Annotated in this window: 16 protein-coding genes; 11 read left to right on the top strand and 5 right to left on the bottom strand. The window is 62.4% G+C overall.

Annotated elements, in window-relative coordinates; translation table 11 throughout:
* Positions 1-78: 78 nt before the first annotated feature.
* Positions 79-1,119 carry a Bug family tripartite tricarboxylate transporter substrate binding protein gene (locus CJ178_RS12845; RefSeq protein WP_095886828.1) on the top strand — a complete coding sequence of 347 codons (1,041 nt, stop codon included), beginning with the start codon at positions 79-81 and terminating at the stop codon, positions 1,117-1,119.
* Between the two features lie 95 nt (positions 1,120-1,214).
* Positions 1,215-2,597, top strand: coding sequence for a CitMHS family transporter (locus tag CJ178_RS12840; protein WP_095887956.1), 1,383 nt, complete (start codon positions 1,215-1,217; stop codon positions 2,595-2,597).
* A 6-nt stretch (positions 2,598-2,603) separates the two neighbouring features.
* Here CJ178_RS12840 and CJ178_RS12835 read toward each other — a convergent pair whose 3' ends face one another.
* Positions 2,604-3,788, bottom strand: coding sequence for a nitric oxide synthase oxygenase (locus CJ178_RS12835; protein ID WP_095886827.1), 1,185 nt, complete (start codon positions 3,786-3,788; stop codon positions 2,604-2,606).
* Positions 3,789-4,025: 237 nt separating this feature from the next.
* On the opposite strand from CJ178_RS12835, the gene CJ178_RS12830 reads away from it, so the two are divergent.
* A complete protein-coding gene (locus CJ178_RS12830; protein ID WP_095886826.1) occupies positions 4,026-5,186 on the top strand; it encodes a globin domain-containing protein in 1,161 nt (386 codons plus the stop codon).
* A gap of 3 nt (positions 5,187-5,189) precedes the next feature.
* On the opposite strand, the gene CJ178_RS12825 is transcribed toward CJ178_RS12830, so the two are convergent.
* Together CJ178_RS12825 and CJ178_RS12820 are read right to left on the bottom strand one after the other, a co-directional pair.
* On the bottom strand, positions 5,190-5,936 hold the full coding sequence (locus tag CJ178_RS12825) for an FAD-binding oxidoreductase (protein ID WP_095886825.1): 747 nt from the start codon (positions 5,934-5,936) through the stop codon (positions 5,190-5,192).
* A gap of 16 nt (positions 5,937-5,952) precedes the next feature.
* Complete coding sequence (locus CJ178_RS12820) at positions 5,953-7,131, bottom strand: FAD-binding oxidoreductase (RefSeq protein WP_239654596.1); 1,179 nt, start codon at positions 7,129-7,131, stop codon at positions 5,953-5,955.
* A 224-nt stretch (positions 7,132-7,355) separates the two neighbouring features.
* On the opposite strand from CJ178_RS12820, the gene clpB reads away from it, so the two are divergent.
* The 5 genes from clpB to pyrE all read left to right on the top strand — a co-directional run bounded on the left by clpB (position 7,356) and on the right by pyrE (position 13,505).
* Entirely contained in the window at positions 7,356-9,908 is a 2,553-nt protein-coding gene (gene clpB, locus CJ178_RS12815; protein WP_033235677.1) for an ATP-dependent chaperone ClpB, read from the top strand.
* 188 nt (positions 9,909-10,096) lie between these two features.
* Entirely contained in the window at positions 10,097-10,966 is an 870-nt protein-coding gene (locus tag CJ178_RS12810; RefSeq protein WP_257013116.1) for a hypothetical protein, read from the top strand.
* 145 nt (positions 10,967-11,111) lie between these two features.
* Positions 11,112-12,065 (top strand): hypothetical protein, encoded by a 954-nt coding sequence (locus tag CJ178_RS12805; RefSeq protein ID WP_257013368.1) that lies wholly within the window; start codon positions 11,112-11,114, stop codon positions 12,063-12,065.
* A gap of 49 nt (positions 12,066-12,114) precedes the next feature.
* Positions 12,115-12,915, top strand: coding sequence for an SDR family NAD(P)-dependent oxidoreductase (locus CJ178_RS12800; protein WP_033235821.1), 801 nt, complete (start codon positions 12,115-12,117; stop codon positions 12,913-12,915).
* A 56-nt stretch (positions 12,916-12,971) separates the two neighbouring features.
* The gene (pyrE, locus tag CJ178_RS12795; protein ID WP_033235674.1) at positions 12,972-13,505 is read left to right on the top strand and encodes an orotate phosphoribosyltransferase; all 534 of its coding nucleotides are present in this window, start codon (positions 12,972-12,974) and stop codon (positions 13,503-13,505) included.
* A 43-nt stretch (positions 13,506-13,548) separates the two neighbouring features.
* Here the strand turns inward: pyrE and CJ178_RS12790 are convergent, their stop codons facing one another.
* Together CJ178_RS12790 and CJ178_RS12785 are read right to left on the bottom strand one after the other, a co-directional pair.
* On the bottom strand, positions 13,549-13,998 hold the full coding sequence (locus tag CJ178_RS12790) for a MarR family winged helix-turn-helix transcriptional regulator (RefSeq protein ID WP_033235673.1): 450 nt from the start codon (positions 13,996-13,998) through the stop codon (positions 13,549-13,551).
* A gap of 63 nt (positions 13,999-14,061) precedes the next feature.
* Positions 14,062-14,616: a TetR/AcrR family transcriptional regulator gene (locus CJ178_RS12785; protein WP_095886824.1), complete on the bottom strand. Its 555-nt coding sequence runs from the start codon at positions 14,614-14,616 to the stop codon at positions 14,062-14,064.
* 64 nt (positions 14,617-14,680) lie between these two features.
* Between CJ178_RS12785 and CJ178_RS12780 the strand changes: the two genes are divergently transcribed.
* The 3 genes from CJ178_RS12780 (at position 14,681) to CJ178_RS12770 (ending at position 16,910) form a co-directional block, all read left to right on the top strand.
* A complete protein-coding gene (locus CJ178_RS12780; protein ID WP_033235671.1) occupies positions 14,681-15,361 on the top strand; it encodes a lysophospholipid acyltransferase family protein in 681 nt (226 codons plus the stop codon).
* 63 nt (positions 15,362-15,424) lie between these two features.
* Positions 15,425-16,135 carry a lysoplasmalogenase gene (locus CJ178_RS12775; protein ID WP_095886823.1) on the top strand — a complete coding sequence of 237 codons (711 nt, stop codon included), beginning with the start codon at positions 15,425-15,427 and terminating at the stop codon, positions 16,133-16,135.
* Entirely contained in the window at positions 16,128-16,910 is a 783-nt protein-coding gene (locus tag CJ178_RS12770; RefSeq protein ID WP_095886822.1) for an SDR family oxidoreductase, read from the top strand. Before CJ178_RS12775 ends, CJ178_RS12770 begins: the two co-directional genes overlap by 8 nt.
* The last annotated feature ends 49 nt before the right edge of the window (positions 16,911-16,959 follow it).

Genomic DNA, 16,959 nt, shown 5'->3' with positions numbered 1-16,959 from the left:
AAGTGGCTGTTTGTGAGCACAATGAGCACAAAGCACTTTGCGTTCCCAATGGTGACTCCAGTCACAAAGTGCGCCAGTATGAAATCTGTTCACACATCGAACCAGGCAGGAAAGGGCAACATCATGAGTGCATCGACGCGGCTGAGCAGGCGTATCGCCCCGCTGGCTGCTTGCGCGATGGCTCTCGCGGCGGCGATCGGATGCACTCCGGTCGAGTCCTTCCTCGCTGGTGGCCAGGCAGGAGCCAGTTCCGAGGAATTGCGCATCCTGGTGCCGTCGGTTGCCGGTGGCGGTTACGACCTGACCGCCCGAACCATGGTGCAAGCCCTTGCCGACGAGGGAACCGCCACCGCCGACGTCGTGGTTCTGCCCGGATCGGGTGGCATCGTCGGACTCAACCGGTTGGTTCTCGAACGGGGGAACTCCGATCTCCTCATGGTGATGGGGCTCGGTGTGCTCGGATCCGTGGAAATTCTGCCGTCCCAGCACACGCTTGCCGACGCGACACCGATCGCACGGTTGATGGACGAACCGGAAGCTGTTCTGGTTCCGGCAGATTCGCCGTTCACAACCCTGGCGGATCTGACATCGGCGTGGACCCAAGACCCGTCGTCGATCTCGATAGGCGGGGGTTCGAGCGAAGGCGGACCGGACGGGCTGTTCCGGCTTCTCCTGGCGCGGGCCGTCGGCGTCGATCCGTCGCTGTCCCCGTCGCGCACGTACGACGGCGGCGGTGAACTGCTCCCAGCGCTATTGACCGGGCAGGTCGATGTCGCGGCAACCGGTCTCGGTGAATACCTGGATCAGATTGCGGCAGGAACGGTTCGGGTTCTTGCGGTCAGTTCACCGCAGCGCTCGCCGGCGGTGGACGCGCCCACCTTGGCTGAACTGGGCGTCGACGTCACCTTCACGAACTGGCGAGGCCTCATGGCGCCGCCGGGGCTGACCGACGATCAGCGACTGCGTCTGCAGACGCTGGTGACGGACTTGACGGCCAGCCCGCGATGGAACGAGCTTTCCCGCCGAAACGGTTGGAACAGTGCAGTTCTCACGGAACCCGAGTTCTCCGAGTTCCTGCAAGATCAATCCCGGTTTGTTGCTGCGACTTTGGATCGGTAGGGCGTCAACACCGAAGTTTCGTTTCACCCTCAGTAGGACATCAGCTGGATTTGCTGTGCCTTCTTCTCCTCGTTCCGTACGCAAAGGAGCTCACCATGCTCGTCACACTCGGCTTCCTCATGGTTGCGGTGTTCATGTTTCTCATCCTCACCAAACGTGCAACACCGGTGGTGGGGCTGACACTGGTTCCCGTGGCCTTCGGATTACTTGCCGGAGCGGGCCTCGGGATCGGCGACATGATCACCGACGGCATCAAATCGCTTGCCCCCACCGCGGCGCTCTTGTTCTTCGCGATCATCTTCTTCGGCATCATGATCGACGTCGGGTTGTTCGATCCGCTCGTGAAGTTCATTCTCCGGTTGGTGCGTGACGACCCGATGCGATTGGTGGTCGGCACCGCAGTTCTGGCGATGGTGGTCTCCCTCGACGGCGACGGTTCCACGACGTTCATCATCGTGACGTCCGCGATGTTGCCGCTGTACCTCAAACTCGGAGTCAGTCCGGTTGTGCTGACAGTGGTCGCCGGGCTGTCCAACGCGACGATGAACATCATTCCGTGGGGCGGTCCTACCGTCCGGGCCGCGAGCGCCTTGGGACTTTCGCCGTCCGATGTCTTTGTTCCGATGGTGCCGTCGCTGGTCGTCGGATTGATCATGGTGCTCGGGTTTTCGGTTCATCTCGGGATCATGGAGCGTCGCCGGATCGGGACTTTGGTCCTCACTTCTGAACGCATCCTCGAAAAGGTCGGAAACGGAGGAACTTCCAGCGCCGGCAGCGATCACAGTGGCAACGCCGACGACAGTGACGACGGCGGCGACACCGGACGCTTCATCGACGGCCTCGACCCCAAGCGGGATACGTTGCGGCCGAAGCTCCTGTGGTTCAACGCCGCGCTGACGACTGTCCTTCTGGTTGTTCTCGTCATGGATGTTCTGCCCATCCCGGTGCTGTTCATGATCGCGTCGTCGATCGCTCTCGCGGTGAACTTCCCTGCCGTCAAGGATCAGGGTGAGGCGATTGCCCGGCACTCGGCGAGCATCGTGTCCGTTGTCGCGATGGTGTTAGCGGCAGCTGTGCTGACCGGCGTTTTTCAGGGCACCGGCATGGTCGAGGCGATGGCCGAATGGCTCCTGCAGGTCATTCCCGACGCGATGGGCTCCCACCTGGCCGTCATCACCGGCGTCCTGAGCATTCCGCTCACGTTCTTCATGACCAACGACGCCTTCTACTTCGGCGTACTGCCGGTGCTGTCGGAGACGGCGGCGCAGTACGGAATCGAGCCGGTGGAGATGGCTCGGGCGTCGATCACCGGGCAGGCAGTACACATGCAGAGCCCGCTGGTCCCCGCGATTCTGCTGCTCGTGACGTTAGCCGGTGTGTCTTTGGCGGATCACCACAAGAAGGTCCTGTGGCGAGCCGGCCTCATCTCGATCACGATGCTCGTGGTCGGAGTTGCGTTGGGGCAGATCCCGTTCTGAGCGTGATCACGTGTGGAAGGGGCATCGACCTTGGTCGGTGCCCTTTTTCTTCGTCACGAAGTTGGGGCGGATGGAGAGATCTGGCTCGTCGTAGAGGCGATGGAACGTCGGAGTGAGAGAACTGGACATCGGCGGGTTCACCCAGGACCAGTCCGTCGGGCATTTGCGGCCCGCCTTTTCTTCGCGCCCGATGTGGTCGATGAATTGTTTTGCGACAGTGTGGTGGTCGACCATGATGACGCCGGCCTTGCGATAGCTGTGAATAACTGCGCGGTTCAATTCGACCAGAGCACGGTCCTTCCACAGAGTGCGGTCGTGGCTCGTATCGAGTTCCAAATGCGCTGCCACGGCGGGAAGCATGTTGTAGCGATCGGTGTCGCTGAAGTTGCGGGCGCCCACTTCGGTACTGACGTACCAACCGCTGAACGGAGTGCAGGGGTAGACGATTCCGCCGATATCGAGATTCATGTCCGAGACTGCCGGAACGGCGTGCCATTTAAGGCCCAGGTCAGCGAACCATGGGTAGTCGGGATGCTCGATGGGTACCTCGAGGACAAGGTCTGCAGGCACGTCGAAGTACTGCAGTGGTTCGTCCGGAACCGAAATGAGCAGGGGTAGAACGTCGAACGGCGTTCCGGCGCCCTTCCATCCCATCGACTTAACCTGTTCTGTCAGGTCGACGTGCCACGGGTCGCCCAGAATTGTGCCGTCTGGCCGCCGGTAGCCGGCGTAGCGGATCAGTTGCGGGCTGAGGATGCGGTACTCCTGCCCGTCCTCGCGGGGAAGTGGTCCGACGGTGACGACGGACTGGAGTGCGCCGCCGTTGGTCGAGAGCCGCAGGTGTTCCCAACAGGCTTCCGCCAGTGCGGATGCGGTGACGGCGTCGCGTGCGTCGATGAGTTTGAGGGTGCGCCAATGTGCGCGTCCGACGCACCGTGCGTGGTTGCGCCACGCGAGCTTGGCTCCGACCAGAAGTTCTTCGGCGGTGTGGGTGTACGTTCCGGTCCGATGCAGTTCCCGTAGCGCTTCGTGCCTTCTCGACGTCGGCAGGTGGCTCAGTTCCGGGGAGTCGAAGAACTCCACGCACTCGAGTTCGCGGCGTTGAAGATCGGTAGGCACCGGGGGATGTGATACGAGCGGAGTTGAAGGAGCGCTACCTTTTGGCAATGCATCCGGTCGAACAATATCCACGGCACGACTCCTGTTTGGCTGGTTCGGATTTCGCTGGACGTTAGCTCAACTGTCGAGCGTGTCGAAACCCTTGCTTATTTTGCACCCCCCAGCGAAAAAGGGACGGGCGTACCGAAAAAATCGGCGTGACGTGTGACATATACGGCCAAACATTTACGAGTGGGACATTTGTGACATAAGCTCCCCTCGGAAAGTTTGCGGCTGGTCTGCCGCGAAAAATCGGGACGAGGATTAAGCGTGGATTCGCAAGCAATTTCTCTGGTCCGGTCGAGCTTCAAGTCCATCGTCGCTGAAGAAGGCGGCCCGGAGCGGCTTGCCCGGACCTTCTATTCGCTGCTGTTCGCGCGCTCACCGGAGACACGCGAGTTCTTTCCGGCTGCAATGGACGTGCAGCGTGACCGTCTGTTCACGGCGATAGCTTACGTTGTCGAACGACTCGACGAGACCGACGAAATTCTTGAATATCTCGCGCAATTGGGCCGCGATCATCGCAAATACGGTGTAACGGACGAGCATTACCAAGCCGTCGGCAATTCGATGATCGAAGCCTTCGAGCTGTTCGGCGGCGCCGAGATGTGGACCGACGAGGTCGACAGCGCCTGGCGCAACGCCTTGGCTGTCATCTCCGCAGCCATGATGGACGCGGCAAACGCAGAAGACGGACCGCCCGCCTGGAGCGCCACGGTAATCGAGACGCGCACCGCGATCAGAGGAGTCGCGATCGTGCGACTCCAACTCGATCAGCCCATGGACTACCGGCCCGGTCAATACGTCAGTGTGCAGGTTGGCGCGCGGCCCCGGATGTGGCGATACCTTTCCCCGGCCAATCCGCCGGACGGATCGGGAATCATCGAGTTCCACATCCGTCAGGTAACCGGCGGCTGGGTCAGCCCCGCAATGGTCACGCAGACCACCGTCGGAGACATCTGGGTGATCGGGTCACCGATCGGCGGCCTCGGAATTCCGGAGAACACCAAAGACCTCCTGATGATCGCGTCGGGAACCGGCGTTGCACCGCTGCGCGCACAGATCCTGGAACTGATCCGTCGCAGCAATACTCGCAAGGTTCACTTGTTCTACTCCGGTGCGCATCCGTGCGATCTGTACGACCTCCCACATCTGTGGGCCCTCGCCGAGCGACATCCCTGGCTCACCATCGTCCCGGTCTCGGAAGACGACACCAATCCGTGGTGGCACACCGAGACCGAACCGCTGTCACCGATCGGAATGCCGAAGCGGATGACCGGAAAAGTCGGCAAGGTTGTCACATCGTTCGGGAACTGGGCGGGATGCGACATTCAAGTCGTCGGCAACGAATCCGTCGTGAACAGCACCAAATTCCGGCTCCGGGCCGTCGGCATCGACGCCGCGACCGTCCGCAGTGATCCCACGTACTGACCGTCAGTAAGGGTCGAAGCTTATGGCCTCGGCCGGCGTGCCCGTCGCAATCAGCCGATCTCGCGTCGAACGCACCATCGCAGCCGACCCACACACCAACACCTGGTGCTCGGTGAAGGCCCCGTACGACGAGACGACGTCGGCAAGCGTTCCCTCCACCAGATGATCCTCGCCGAAACCGATGTCGACGCCGAGCCTTTCGGCCCAGCCGTCGGGTGGGCCGGCGTCCGTGAGATCTTCGACGACGGGAATCGGTTGCAGCCACGGCAGTTCGTGGGCGAGTATCCACAGCATGTCCGCCGCGTACAGATCGCGAAGCGTTCGACCGCCGAAAAACAGGTAGACCAGCGGCGGATTCGGCGACTGGGCCAGATCGAGGATGATCGACCGCATCGGCGCCAAACCGGTTCCGCCCGCGATCATGATGACGGGCGGACCGTTCTCGTCGACGGCAAGATTGCCGCGCGGATCGATGATCGTCCACGTGTCGCCGGGTTGAGTGTCCTTGACTATCGCACCGCTCACCCAACCGCCGGGAACCGTCTTGACGTGGAACTCGAGCTTCCCGTCCTGCGACGGTGGCAGCGCGGGGGACAGCCGGCGAAGCAAGCGGGCATTCTGCGGCACGCTCACATCCACGTATTGACCCGGCCGGAACGGCACGACGTCGCCGATCAGGCGAACCACGGCCAGATCCTCACGCAGGCGGTGATGTTCGACGACAGTGCTGGTCCAGGATCGTGAAGTCATGGATGTCTCCTGAAAGTCAGTAGAGCGGGTCGTGCAGGATCTGGTCGATCGGAGTGCCACCGGCCCGCAACGCGTAGATCGTGGTCTTGATCATCGACGGTGACCCCGAGATCTGGATCTGACGGTCCGCCCACGAACCGAACCGCGCAACGACCCGACCGATAGGGCCGGTCAGGCGTGAATGCATACCGAATGGCGGCTCGAGTGCCGGCCCGCTGTGCCACCACGGATTATCGGCTTCCTCGGACACCGGTACGACGGTCAGCCACGGGTTGCTGAGCGAAATGTGCCACAAGGTCTCGAGATCGTAGAGATCACACGGGTAGCGTCCGCCGACAAAAAGATGAACACGCGGATTCTGCGCTCGCTGAGACATTTCCATCACCTGAGCGCGCAGCGGCGCGATCCCGGTGCCCGAACCGATCATCAGGACGTCGCGGTCGTGTGTGAAGTCCACTTCCAGGCCGCCGAGCGGAGTGGACATGACCCATTGGTCGCCGACATTGGTCTCAGTGACGATTGCCGGGCTCACCCAGCCGCCCGAGACCTTGCGGACGTGGAACTCGAGTTGGCCGAAGGGATTGGTCGGAATGGCGGGGGAGTAGTACCGCCACATTCGGGGGCGTTGGGGTACCTGCACCCCGACGTACTGACCAGCGCCGTACGGAATGGGCGGGTCGGTTTCGAGGCGCACTATCGCAAGATCGTCGAGCACGCGTTCGTGGCTGACGACGGTTCCGCCCCACAGCGCCGGGGTGGTATCGGACTCGGCGCCTTCCGCCATCGTGCTCACGACGAACTCGGTGAACTCGGACCAGGCTTCTTCGAGTTCGGGTGTCCACTTGTACCGGCTGTGGGCGCTGGTCCCGTGCATCGACTTCACGGCGCGCCTCATCGCAACTCCGGCAGCCCGGTAGTGCTCGCGTTCGACACCGTAGCGACGATGGTCGAGGCCGAGTTGAGTCAGGAATTTCCGGATCCTGCGCTGCTGCGGCAGGTTCTTCACGACAAATTCGATAGCGGTGACAAACCTGTGGCCTTGGGATTCCATCCCGGCCGGGAACAATGAGCGGTACAGAGGATGTTCGGCAAAAAGGGCCGTGTAGAACAGAGCTGAAAAGTGGGCGCGAGAGTCGTCGTCGTCGGCCAGAGCGTCGAGGCTGGATTGCAGGCGGGCGATCACCGTCGGATCCAATCGACACCCCTTTCGCAACAGCTGCAACTCTCGTCCCAATTCTAGTACGGCTCGAATTGTTACAAACGATGGCGAACCCGCCTGGCCAAATCAAACTTGAGCGGAATAGACTCAAGTTTGTCCGCGTTGAGCATATTGACACGGCCGCACCACCACCCGGAGCGGCCCACAACTTCGACTTCGACGCGCTTGTGGCGACCGGAGCCCGGCCAGAAAGGTGACAAGTGGACTCGTTCACACCAACAACCAAGACCCAGGCTGCGATGACGGCTGCACTGCAGTCGGCGTCGTCGGCGGGTAACCCCGACATTCGACCGGCACACCTGCTGGTCGCACTCCTCGACCAAACCGACGGCATCGCCGGCCCGCTGCTCAAAGCAGTGGGCGTCGATCCCACCGTCGTGCATCGCGAAGCTCAGAGCATGGTGGATCGCCTGCCGAAAACCACCGGTGCGAGCTCGACGCCCCAGCTCGGGCGTGAAGCACTCGCGGCGCTGACCTCCGCGCAGCACCTCGCCACCGAGATGGACGACGAGTATGTCTCCACCGAGCATGTGCTGTACGGACTTGCCGACGGTGATTCCGACGTCGCGACCCTGCTGAAGAATCACGGTGCGACACCAATTGCACTGCGTGAGGCGTTCACCACAGTTCGCGGGAGCGCGCGTGTCACCAGCCCGGAGCCGGAAGGCACCTACCAAGCGCTGGAAAAGTACTCCACCGACCTCACCGAAGCCGCACGCAGCGGCAAGCTCGACCCGGTGATCGGTCGCGACACCGAGATTCGACGCGTTGTGCAGGTGCTCTCGCGTCGTACCAAGAACAACCCGGTACTCATCGGTGAGCCAGGCGTCGGCAAAACCGCGATCGTGGAGGGCCTTGCCCAACGCATCGTCGCGGGTGACGTCCCGGAATCGCTGCGCGGAAAGACCGTCATCTCCCTGGACCTCGGGTCCATGGTGGCCGGTGCCAAGTATCGCGGTGAATTCGAGGAGCGCCTCAAGGCAGTTCTCGACGACATCAAGAACAGCGCCGGACAGGTCATCACCTTCATCGACGAGCTGCACACCATCGTCGGCGCCGGAGCCACCGGTGAATCCGCGATGGACGCAGGCAACATGATCAAGCCGATGCTCGCCCGCGGTGAGCTGCGGCTGGTCGGTGCCACCACGCTCGAGGAATACCGCAAGTACATCGAGAAGGACGCCGCACTCGAGCGTCGCTTCCAGCAGGTACTCGTCGGTGAGCCCTCGGTCGAGGACACCGTCGGCATCCTGCGCGGCCTCAAGGAACGCTACGAAGTGCACCACGGCGTTCGCATCACCGACTCCGCGCTGGTAGCAGCCGCTTCGCTGTCCGACCGCTACATCACGTCGCGGTTCCTGCCGGACAAGGCAATCGACCTCGTCGACGAAGCCGCATCGCGTCTGCGCATGGAGATCGACTCGCGTCCCGTCGAGATCGACGAGGTGGAACGTACCGTCCGCCGACTCGAGATCGAGGAAGTGGCACTCGAGAAGGAAACCGACGACGCGTCGAAGGCGCGGCTCGAAAAGTTGCGCCAAGAACTTGCCGACGACCGCGAGAAGCTCAGTCAGCTCAGTACTCGCTGGCAGAACGAGAAGCAGGCCATCGACTCGGTGCGCGTGCTCAAGGAACAGCTCGAATCCCTGCGAGGAGAGTCCGAACGCGCTGAGCGTGACGGCGATCTGGGCAAGGCAGCCGAGCTGCGCTACGGCCGCATCCCCGCGTTGGAGAAGGAACTGGAAGCCGCAGCAGAGGCTTCCGGCGCCGCCTCCGACGGCGACGTGATGCTCAAGGAAGAGGTCGGGCCGGACGACGTCGCAGACGTGGTCGCAGCCTGGACCGGCATTCCGGCCGGCCGAATGCTGGAAGGTGAAACCGAGAAGCTGCTCCGAATGGAGTCCGAACTCGGCAAGCGCGTCGTCGGACAGACTGATGCCGTCGTCGCCGTCTCGGATGCGGTTCGCCGCGCCCGAGCAGGTGTTGCCGACCCCAATCGGCCCACCGGTTCGTTCCTGTTCCTCGGCCCGACCGGCGTCGGTAAGACGGAGCTCGCCAAAGCCTTGGCGGACTTCCTCTTCGACGACGAGCGCGCGATGATCCGCATCGACATGAGCGAATACGGTGAGAAGCACTCGGTGGCCCGACTCGTCGGTGCCCCTCCGGGATACGTCGGTTACGAAGCCGGCGGCCAGCTCACCGAAGCAGTTCGGCGACGCCCGTACTCGGTGGTCCTCTTCGACGAGGTCGAAAAGGCACACCCCGACGTATTCGACGTACTGCTCGCAGTGCTCGACGAAGGCCGACTCACCGACGGTCAAGGCCGCACGGTGGACTTCCGCAACACCATCCTGATCCTGACCTCCAACCTGGGATCCGGTGGAACACGGGAGCAGGTCATGGACGCGGTACGCCACGCGTTCAAGCCCGAGTTCATCAACCGTCTCGACGACGTGGTCATCTTCGACTCGCTCTCCGAAGAGCAGTTGGAGCACATCGTGGACATCCAGCTCGAGCAGCTGCAGAAGCGTCTGGCTGCGCGCCGGCTCACCCTCGAGGTCAACGGGGCGGCTCGGATGTGGCTCGCGGTGCGCGGCTACGACCCGCTGTACGGCGCTCGGCCACTGCGTCGACTCGTCCAGCAGTCGATCGGCGACCAGCTCGCCAAACTGCTCCTGGCCGGCAAAGTCCAGGACGGAGACACCGTGAACGTCGGTGTCAGCGAGGACGCGGACCAGTTGGTTCTGTCCTGACCGTTCTGCCGCTGATGCGTTAAGCGAATGCCCCGTCGATCCATGCGGATCGGCGGGGCATTCGCGTTTTCTCTACCCTGGTTTTGTCGACGCTGGTTTTGTCGACGTTGTTTTTGTCTACGCTGAACGGCTGGATGCTCGTACGGCAGATGTGCGCACCCGTACGTCCGAAATGAAGGTGGCCAGGAATGACTGATCAGAACGATCCGCGTAAGTCGGACCAGCCGACCGAGCATTTCGAGATTCCCGAGCAGTACCAGAACCCCGAGCAGTACCAGAACCCACAGCAGTACCCCTACGGTGGGCCGGATCAGAACACCGAGTACCTGGGTCAGCCGAACCAGCAGGGTCAGCCCAACCCGACGCAGGCGTTTCCGCCCTATAACCCGCAGTTCGATCCGCAGGCCCCGCCGCCCGGCGCGACGCAGGCGTACCCGACATACAACGCGCAGCAGTACGGGCAGACGCAGCAGTACGGACAGACGCAGCAGTATCCGGTTGCGGGCGGAAGTGGCGGCGGGGTGCCGCCGGAGCAACCATTCTCGGACAGTGGGTCGCCGGATGGTGGGAAGCGACGCAAGCTCGGGACCTGGATCGCGGCGGGAGTTGTCGGCATCCTGGTTGCCGTCGTCGCGATCATCGGGATTTCGTTGTTCGGTTCCTCGGGTGAATCGGGAACGCAGACGGCATTTGTTCCGCCAACCAGCACGGTGGCGCCGACGACGCCCAAACCTACGACCACCGCACCTGCGCCATCGCCTACATCCTCGCCGCTCGAAAACCTGCCTGGCGGACTCGGTGATGTTATCGGCCAAGCCGGCGGAGCTGTCGGCACAGTGGTGTCCAATGACGGCGGCACCCTGGTCATCAACTCGATCGGTGGATCTCAGACCACCATTCTCACCACATCTGAGACGACGCTGATCGCGTTCAACCGATCATCCGTCGCTGACCTGCAACCGGGTGACAACATCGTCGTCGACGGCACCCCGGTGGAGAACGGCACGATGACCGCAAAGACGATTCTCGATACTTCATTGCCGTCGTTCGGCAACTGAGCCAGCGTGTCGTCGCGCTTATGAGCCTTGGATCGAGGGGTTTCGCCGCACCGAAGGTAACGCCGCCACACCGATCAGGTGACAGTTCTCGGGGTGTTGCGGGAGGTTGTCGTCGGAAGTCGCTAGGCTGGCTGTGATGACTGGAATGTGGTTCGGACTCGCATTAGTGGCACTCGCAGGCGCGGGTGCGCTTCTGTACGTCGATAGAACAAGACGTGATCAATCCGGCCGCGTACGTCAGATTTGGGCAAAGGCGCAGGGCTACACGTACACCGGTGCTGATGATCAGCTTGCCGGCGAGTGGCATCGCGCAGCGATGGCCAAGCAGGACTACCTGACCGCAACCGATGTTGTGCGTGGCACAAGACGAGGTGAGCAGTTTGTGCTCTTCGACCTCGAGGAAACAGCAACCATCGTGGCAGTTCGACGCGAAGTCGGGTCTGACGTCGACATCGATCTACGGCTCAAATCGACGGCACCGCCCAAGGACGGCGACCTCAACCTCCTGGGCGCAATCGGTCCGCGCGTCGTGTTTGCAACCGACCTCGAAATCGCTCGCCGGGTCTGTGACCAGCGTATGGTCGCCTTCACCGAATCAGTACCCCCGGCAATCAGCATGCTGTGGAGCGAAGGTCGCTGGACCCTCGGCTCCCTTCCGGTCTCGAGCACCGGCCGCGATTGGGATGCTGCCATCGAAGCTGTCGCACGGCTGTCCGGCATCCTGCACGTACTCCCTCCCGTCACGGATCCGCGTGAACTCGAAGTCGATCACGACCCGACCCGGCCCCGCCCCCGCAGCGACAAATCCGATGCACCGCTGAACCGCGAAGCGCCGCAGGCCGTTCGTAGTGCACCGCAGGCACCGCCGGTCGTTCGTGGCGCACAGCAGCCACCACGCCGGGAGGCTCCAGAGTCGCAGCGTCGAGAGGCTCCGGAGTCGCAGCGTCGAGAGGCTCCGGAGTCGCAGCGTCGCGAGGAGTCGGACATGCCCCGTCGAACCGCTCCGGAATTGCCCCGCCGCGAGTTTCCCGCCCCGTCGACCACGCCGAAACCCAACCCCGGCACACCGCGCTCGGGAACCGTACGCCCTGTCGATTGAGCCGCGTGTAAGCCCACCTTTCGAGGCCTGACGCACTAGCGTGGCCGGTATGTCGTCATCGAACTCGGATCGCCCTGCGCGTCCTGTAGCCCTGGTCACCGGTCCCACCTCAGGTCTGGGTGCCGGGTTTGCCAAGAAATATGCGTCGATCGGCTACGACCTGGTGCTTGTTGCACGGGACGAAGTGAGATTGCGTGATCTTGCCTCCGAACTGTCCTCGATGTTCGGTACCGAATCCGAAATTCTGGTGTCCGACCTCGCCACGGAACCCGGCCGTGACGCGGTCGCCGACCGATTGGCCCGCGGCGTCGACGTTCTGGTCAACAACGCCGGGTTCGGTACCTCCGGTGAATTCTGGACCGCTGATCCAGCACTTCTGCAAGCTCAACTCGACGTCAATGTCACCGCCGTCATGCGTCTGACCCGTGCGGCGTTGCCCAGCATGATCGCGTCGGCGAACGGAACCATCGTCAACGTCGCAAGTGTGGCGGGATTGCTGTCCGGGCGCGGTTCGACGTATTCGGCCAGCAAGGCGTACGTGATTTCGTTCACCGAAGGATTGTCCGGCGGGCTGGCCGGAACCGGTGTTCGGGTTCAAGCGCTGTGCCCGGGGTTCATCCGCACCGAGTTTCACGAGCGAGCCGGAATCGAAATGTCATCGATCCCGAAGCCGATGTGGTTGAGCGTCGATCAGGTGGTCGCGACGTCGATGAAGGACCTCGGCGACAACAAGGTCATCAGCATTCCCGGGATTCAGTACAAGATCCTCACCACTGCCGGGCGTCTGGTTCCGAAGGGCTTGGTTCGCAAGATGACCAACCTTGTCGGACGTGGGCGGGGTAGGACGTAGATACAGGTCGCGCGGAGATTATTGCCTCGGCGCTGTGGTCGGTAGGCTGAGCACTCATGAGCGATCGTGAGGATTTGGCTGCGCTGGTGCGCGAACTGGCTGTTGTGCACGGAAAGGTGACGTTGTCTTCGGGCAAGGAAGCCGACTACTACGTGGATCTTCGCCGCGCGACGCTTCACCACAAGGCAGGGCCGTTGATCGGCTCACTGCTGCGTGAACTTGTTGCAGACTGGGATTTCGACGCCGTGGGCGGTTTGACGATGGGTGCAGACCCGGTCGCGATGGCAGTGATGCACGCGCCCGGCCGTCCGATCGACGCGTTTGTCGTCCGCAAGGCTGCCAAGGCCCACGGAATGCAGCGTCAGATCGAGGGACCCGATGTGGTCGGCAAGCGTGTTCTGGTTGTCGAGGACACCACGACCACGGGCAACTCTCCGCTCACCGCGGTGAAGGCACTTCGTGAAGCGGGCGCCATCGTGGTCGGTGTGGCAACCGTGGTGGATCGCGCGACCGGCGCCGACGCCGTAATCGGTGCAGAGGGCGTGGAATACCGCTCGCTTCTGGGCCTGGACGATCTCAACCTGGGCTAGCGCCCCCGTGCGCCTTTCTGGTAGTTCGCGCTACCGGAAAGGCTCACAGGGCCGAAGGCCTTGCCGACGTGATCATCGATCGCAGCTCGGCCAACCCCACGGTCAGGCGTTCGATCTGCTCGGGTTCGAGGTCCGCAAAATGCGGAATCAGGGCATCAGCGATGGCATGTCGACCGTCGGCTAGGGTCTTTCGTCCCACATCGGTCATCGCGACCAGTACGGCGCGGGCGTCGTCCGGATCCGGGCGCCGCTCGACCAACCCGCGCTCACCGAGTGTGCGCATCACCGCAGTTGCGGAGGGTTGTGAGCAGTGATCGATCTTGGCGAAGTCGCTGATCCGCATTTCGCCGTATTCCTCGAGCAACGCCAACGCGCGGAGCCACGTCCGGGGGTAACGGTCGGCAGCAAGTGACGTCGCCATTTTTGTGAAGCGATGGGTATTGCTCACCAAGTCGACCAGTAGGTCGTGCAATCTCTGTTCCTGATCGGGCACGTTCGAATCCTTCCATAAGGTAATGATTGTGTAAACGAGTCTTTGGCGACAGTTGGTATTCGTTCAGGGGAGGTGTGCAACCACAGTCGACCTGACCAATTCTTCGATGACGAGGTCTGGGGTCACGAGGCTCAGGCTGCGGTTCGCGGCCAACACTGCAATTCCGTGCGTTCCCGTCCAGATCTTCAGTGCAGTCGCGTTCGGATCCGAGGCTTGGTCTGCTTCGGCCAGAGTCCGCAGAGCCTCGAAGAGTGGAAGCGACGTTGCCCGGAGGTTCGCGCCGGCGCCTTCGAGTAGATCGTGGCGGAACATCAGCTCGAACATCGCCGGTCGCTCCTGCGCAAAAGCGACGTATTCGATTGCGGCAGAGATCAATCGGTGTCGCGCGGGCGTGGGTGCATCGAGTATCGGTGCGAGCCTTGCCCCCAAGTCACGTAGGCCCTGTGAGGCAATTGCCGCAAGTAGGCTGTTGTGTGTCGGAAAATAGCGTCTGGGCGCCCCGTGTGACACGCCGGCTCGACGGGTTATCTCTCGTAACGTCAGGGCGGCGAGGCCGTTGGTGTCGAGAATGTCGACGCCCGTGGCGACGAGGGTGTCGCGGAGTGTGGTGGCAGACATGGGAGACAGTGTCTACCATCTAGGACGGTAGACAGTGTCTACTCTCACTGATTGGGGTGTTGGCGTGCTGTATCGACTGTTCAAGTACATCTTGATAGGACCGGTTCTGTGGGTCTTCGGACGCCCCACGATCGAGGGGCACCGCAACATCCCGAGAAAGGGGCCGGTGATACTTGCCGGTAATCACCGGGCTGTCGTCGACTCGTTCTTCCTGGTTCTGAAAGTGCGCCGACGGATCACCTTCGTCGCGAAGAGTGAGTACTTCACCGGTTCCGGCATCAAGGGCGCGTTGCAGCGCTGGTTCTTCGGCGGCGCAGGTCAAGTTCCCATCGACCGCAGTGGCGCCGACGCCTCGCGGGCCGCACTGGATACTGCCGTCGGAATCCTCGAACGGGGTGGTGTGTGGGCGATCTATCCCGAGGGAACACGATCGCCGGACGGTCGCCTGCACAAAGGCAAAACGGGGGTGATCAGGGTTGCGCTGGAAACGGGTGTCCCCGTTATCCCGGTTGTTGTTCACGGCGGCGACGCGGTGAACCCGCCTGGCACCAGGATGTGGCGATTCAGCAAGGTGCACGTCAGTGTTGGCAAGCCGATCGACTTCTCCCGCTACCGAGAACTGCGGACCCATCAGGCTGTTGTGCGCGCGGCAACCGACGAGTTGATGGCGGCACTGTGTGAGCAGTCCGGGCAGGAATACGTCGACCTGTACGGGGCTGACGTCAAATCTCGTGATTCCCTCTGAATTACCCAGTACGGTCGTCTTGGACGCGTAACCAACTGCGCGCAACCAACAGGAGGACTGGGCATGGCAGGCAAGTGGGGCATCGAGCACGCGGTTTTTGCGGCGGCAACGGCGGCAACGGTGGCTGGGGCGGTGCTCGGCAACGAGCGTGTTCAGCAGATTGCCAAGCCGTTGATCGCGCCGTCGCTCGCGGTCAGGGTGCTGCGCAAGCGATCCGAGACCGATACCGCCGATACTGCGCTGCTCTTGGCAGGTCTTGCTGCGGCAACGATCGGTGATGTGTTCATGATCGATCCGGATAACGATGCTCGCCTGGTGAAGGGTGCGTCTTCGTTTGCCGTCATGCAGTCGAGCTATTCGGCGCTCCTGTTGCGTCGTGGTGCCAGGCCGACGAGGCCTGCGCTCAAGCCTCGTATGAGCGGGTGGTCCACGGCTTCCGGGTTGCTGCGTGCAAAAGCTCCCGAGGTCTCGATGCCGTTGACCGCGTACGGATTGCTGCTGGGAACCACGTCGACGTTGTCCGCAGATCCGGCTTTGTCGCCGGGGGCGAAGACGGTGCTGGACGTGGTGGTGCCTGGCGAGGAGCGGCGATCCTGGCTGGGTGTGGGCGGCGTGCTGTTCACCGCATCCGACGGTCTGATTGTGGTGCGACGCTTGTTCATTCGCGGCAAGGCCGGCCGCGCGGCCGCTGAGGGCGTGATTCTGGCGTCGTATGCGGCTGCTCAGTTGATGCTTGTCGAGGGAATGCTTGCTCTCGGTCGCAAAAATGCCTGAGCGGAGCATCTTCATCACCGGGGCGGCGTCGGGAATCGGCCGTGAGGCCGCGTTGTTGTTTGCGCGCAACGGTTATCGGGTTGGCTGCTATGACATCGACGAGCCCCGGTTGATGACTCTGGCCGCCGAGATCAACGAATTCGGGGGTGTGGCCGTGACCGGCGCACTCGACGTGACGGACCCGGCGCAGTGGTCGACACAGTTGGCTCACTTTGTCGGTGCGTCGGGTCGACTCGACATCCTGGTCAACAACGCCGGTGTTCTGTCGTCGGGGAAGTTCGAGAGTATTTCCCTTGCTGCGCATCGCCGCATGGTCGATATCAACGTCACCGGCGTTCTCAATGGGACACACACGGCGTTTCCGTATCTGCGCGATACGCCGGGTGCTCAGGTCGTGAATATGTGCTCGGCATCGGCCATTTACGGACAGCCTGAACTGGCGACATACGGGGCCACGAAGTTCGCGGTCCGAGGACTGACGGAGGCACTCGACCTCGAATGGGCCGAACACGACATCCGAGTGATTGCACTGTGGCCTCTCTTCGTCCAGACGGCCATGGTCACCGGAATGGATACCGGTTCGACGCGATCGCTTGGAATCAAGCTCACTGCAACGGAAGTCGCGCAGGAACTCTGGGATGCGACGCGCGGCGCCGGACGCATGCCCAAGGTTCACTATCCGGTGGGAGGGCAAGCGAAAGTGCTTCTTGCCGCGTCGCGATTCTCGCCTGCGTGGTTGTCGAGGTTGACGAACAAACGTTTAACCGGAACGTAATCGAACTCGCGATATAGTTCGGAATCGTTTTGTGGGCCGGGTTGAGGCA

Origin of the sequence: Rhodococcus sp. ACPA4, from assembly GCF_002300185.1 — a bacterium.
Lineage (GTDB): Bacteria > Actinomycetota > Actinomycetes > Mycobacteriales > Mycobacteriaceae > Rhodococcus_F > Rhodococcus_F globerula.
Note: the sequence above shows the minus strand (reverse complement) of the source record. Positions and strands in the feature narration are given on the sequence as shown.

Coding starts and splice junctions, on each gene's coding strand:
- CJ178_RS12810 (WP_257013116.1), top strand. CDS start 10,097: ATGACTGATCAGAACGATCCGCGTAAGTCGGACCAGCCGACCGAGCAT.
- CJ178_RS12775 (WP_095886823.1), top strand. CDS start 15,425: ATGGCAGGCAAGTGGGGCATCGAGCACGCGGTTTTTGCGGCGGCAACG.
- CJ178_RS12785 (WP_095886824.1), bottom strand. CDS start 14,616: ATGTCTGCCACCACACTCCGCGACACCCTCGTCGCCACGGGCGTCGAC.
- pyrE (WP_033235674.1), top strand. CDS start 12,972: ATGAGCGATCGTGAGGATTTGGCTGCGCTGGTGCGCGAACTGGCTGTT.
- CJ178_RS12845 (WP_095886828.1), top strand. CDS start 79: ATGAAATCTGTTCACACATCGAACCAGGCAGGAAAGGGCAACATCATG.
- CJ178_RS12825 (WP_095886825.1), bottom strand. CDS start 5,936: ATGACTTCACGATCCTGGACCAGCACTGTCGTCGAACATCACCGCCTG.
- CJ178_RS12800 (WP_033235821.1), top strand. CDS start 12,115: ATGTCGTCATCGAACTCGGATCGCCCTGCGCGTCCTGTAGCCCTGGTC.
- CJ178_RS12840 (WP_095887956.1), top strand. CDS start 1,215: ATGCTCGTCACACTCGGCTTCCTCATGGTTGCGGTGTTCATGTTTCTC.
- CJ178_RS12805 (WP_257013368.1), top strand. CDS start 11,112: ATGTGGTTCGGACTCGCATTAGTGGCACTCGCAGGCGCGGGTGCGCTT.
- CJ178_RS12770 (WP_095886822.1), top strand. CDS start 16,128: ATGCCTGAGCGGAGCATCTTCATCACCGGGGCGGCGTCGGGAATCGGC.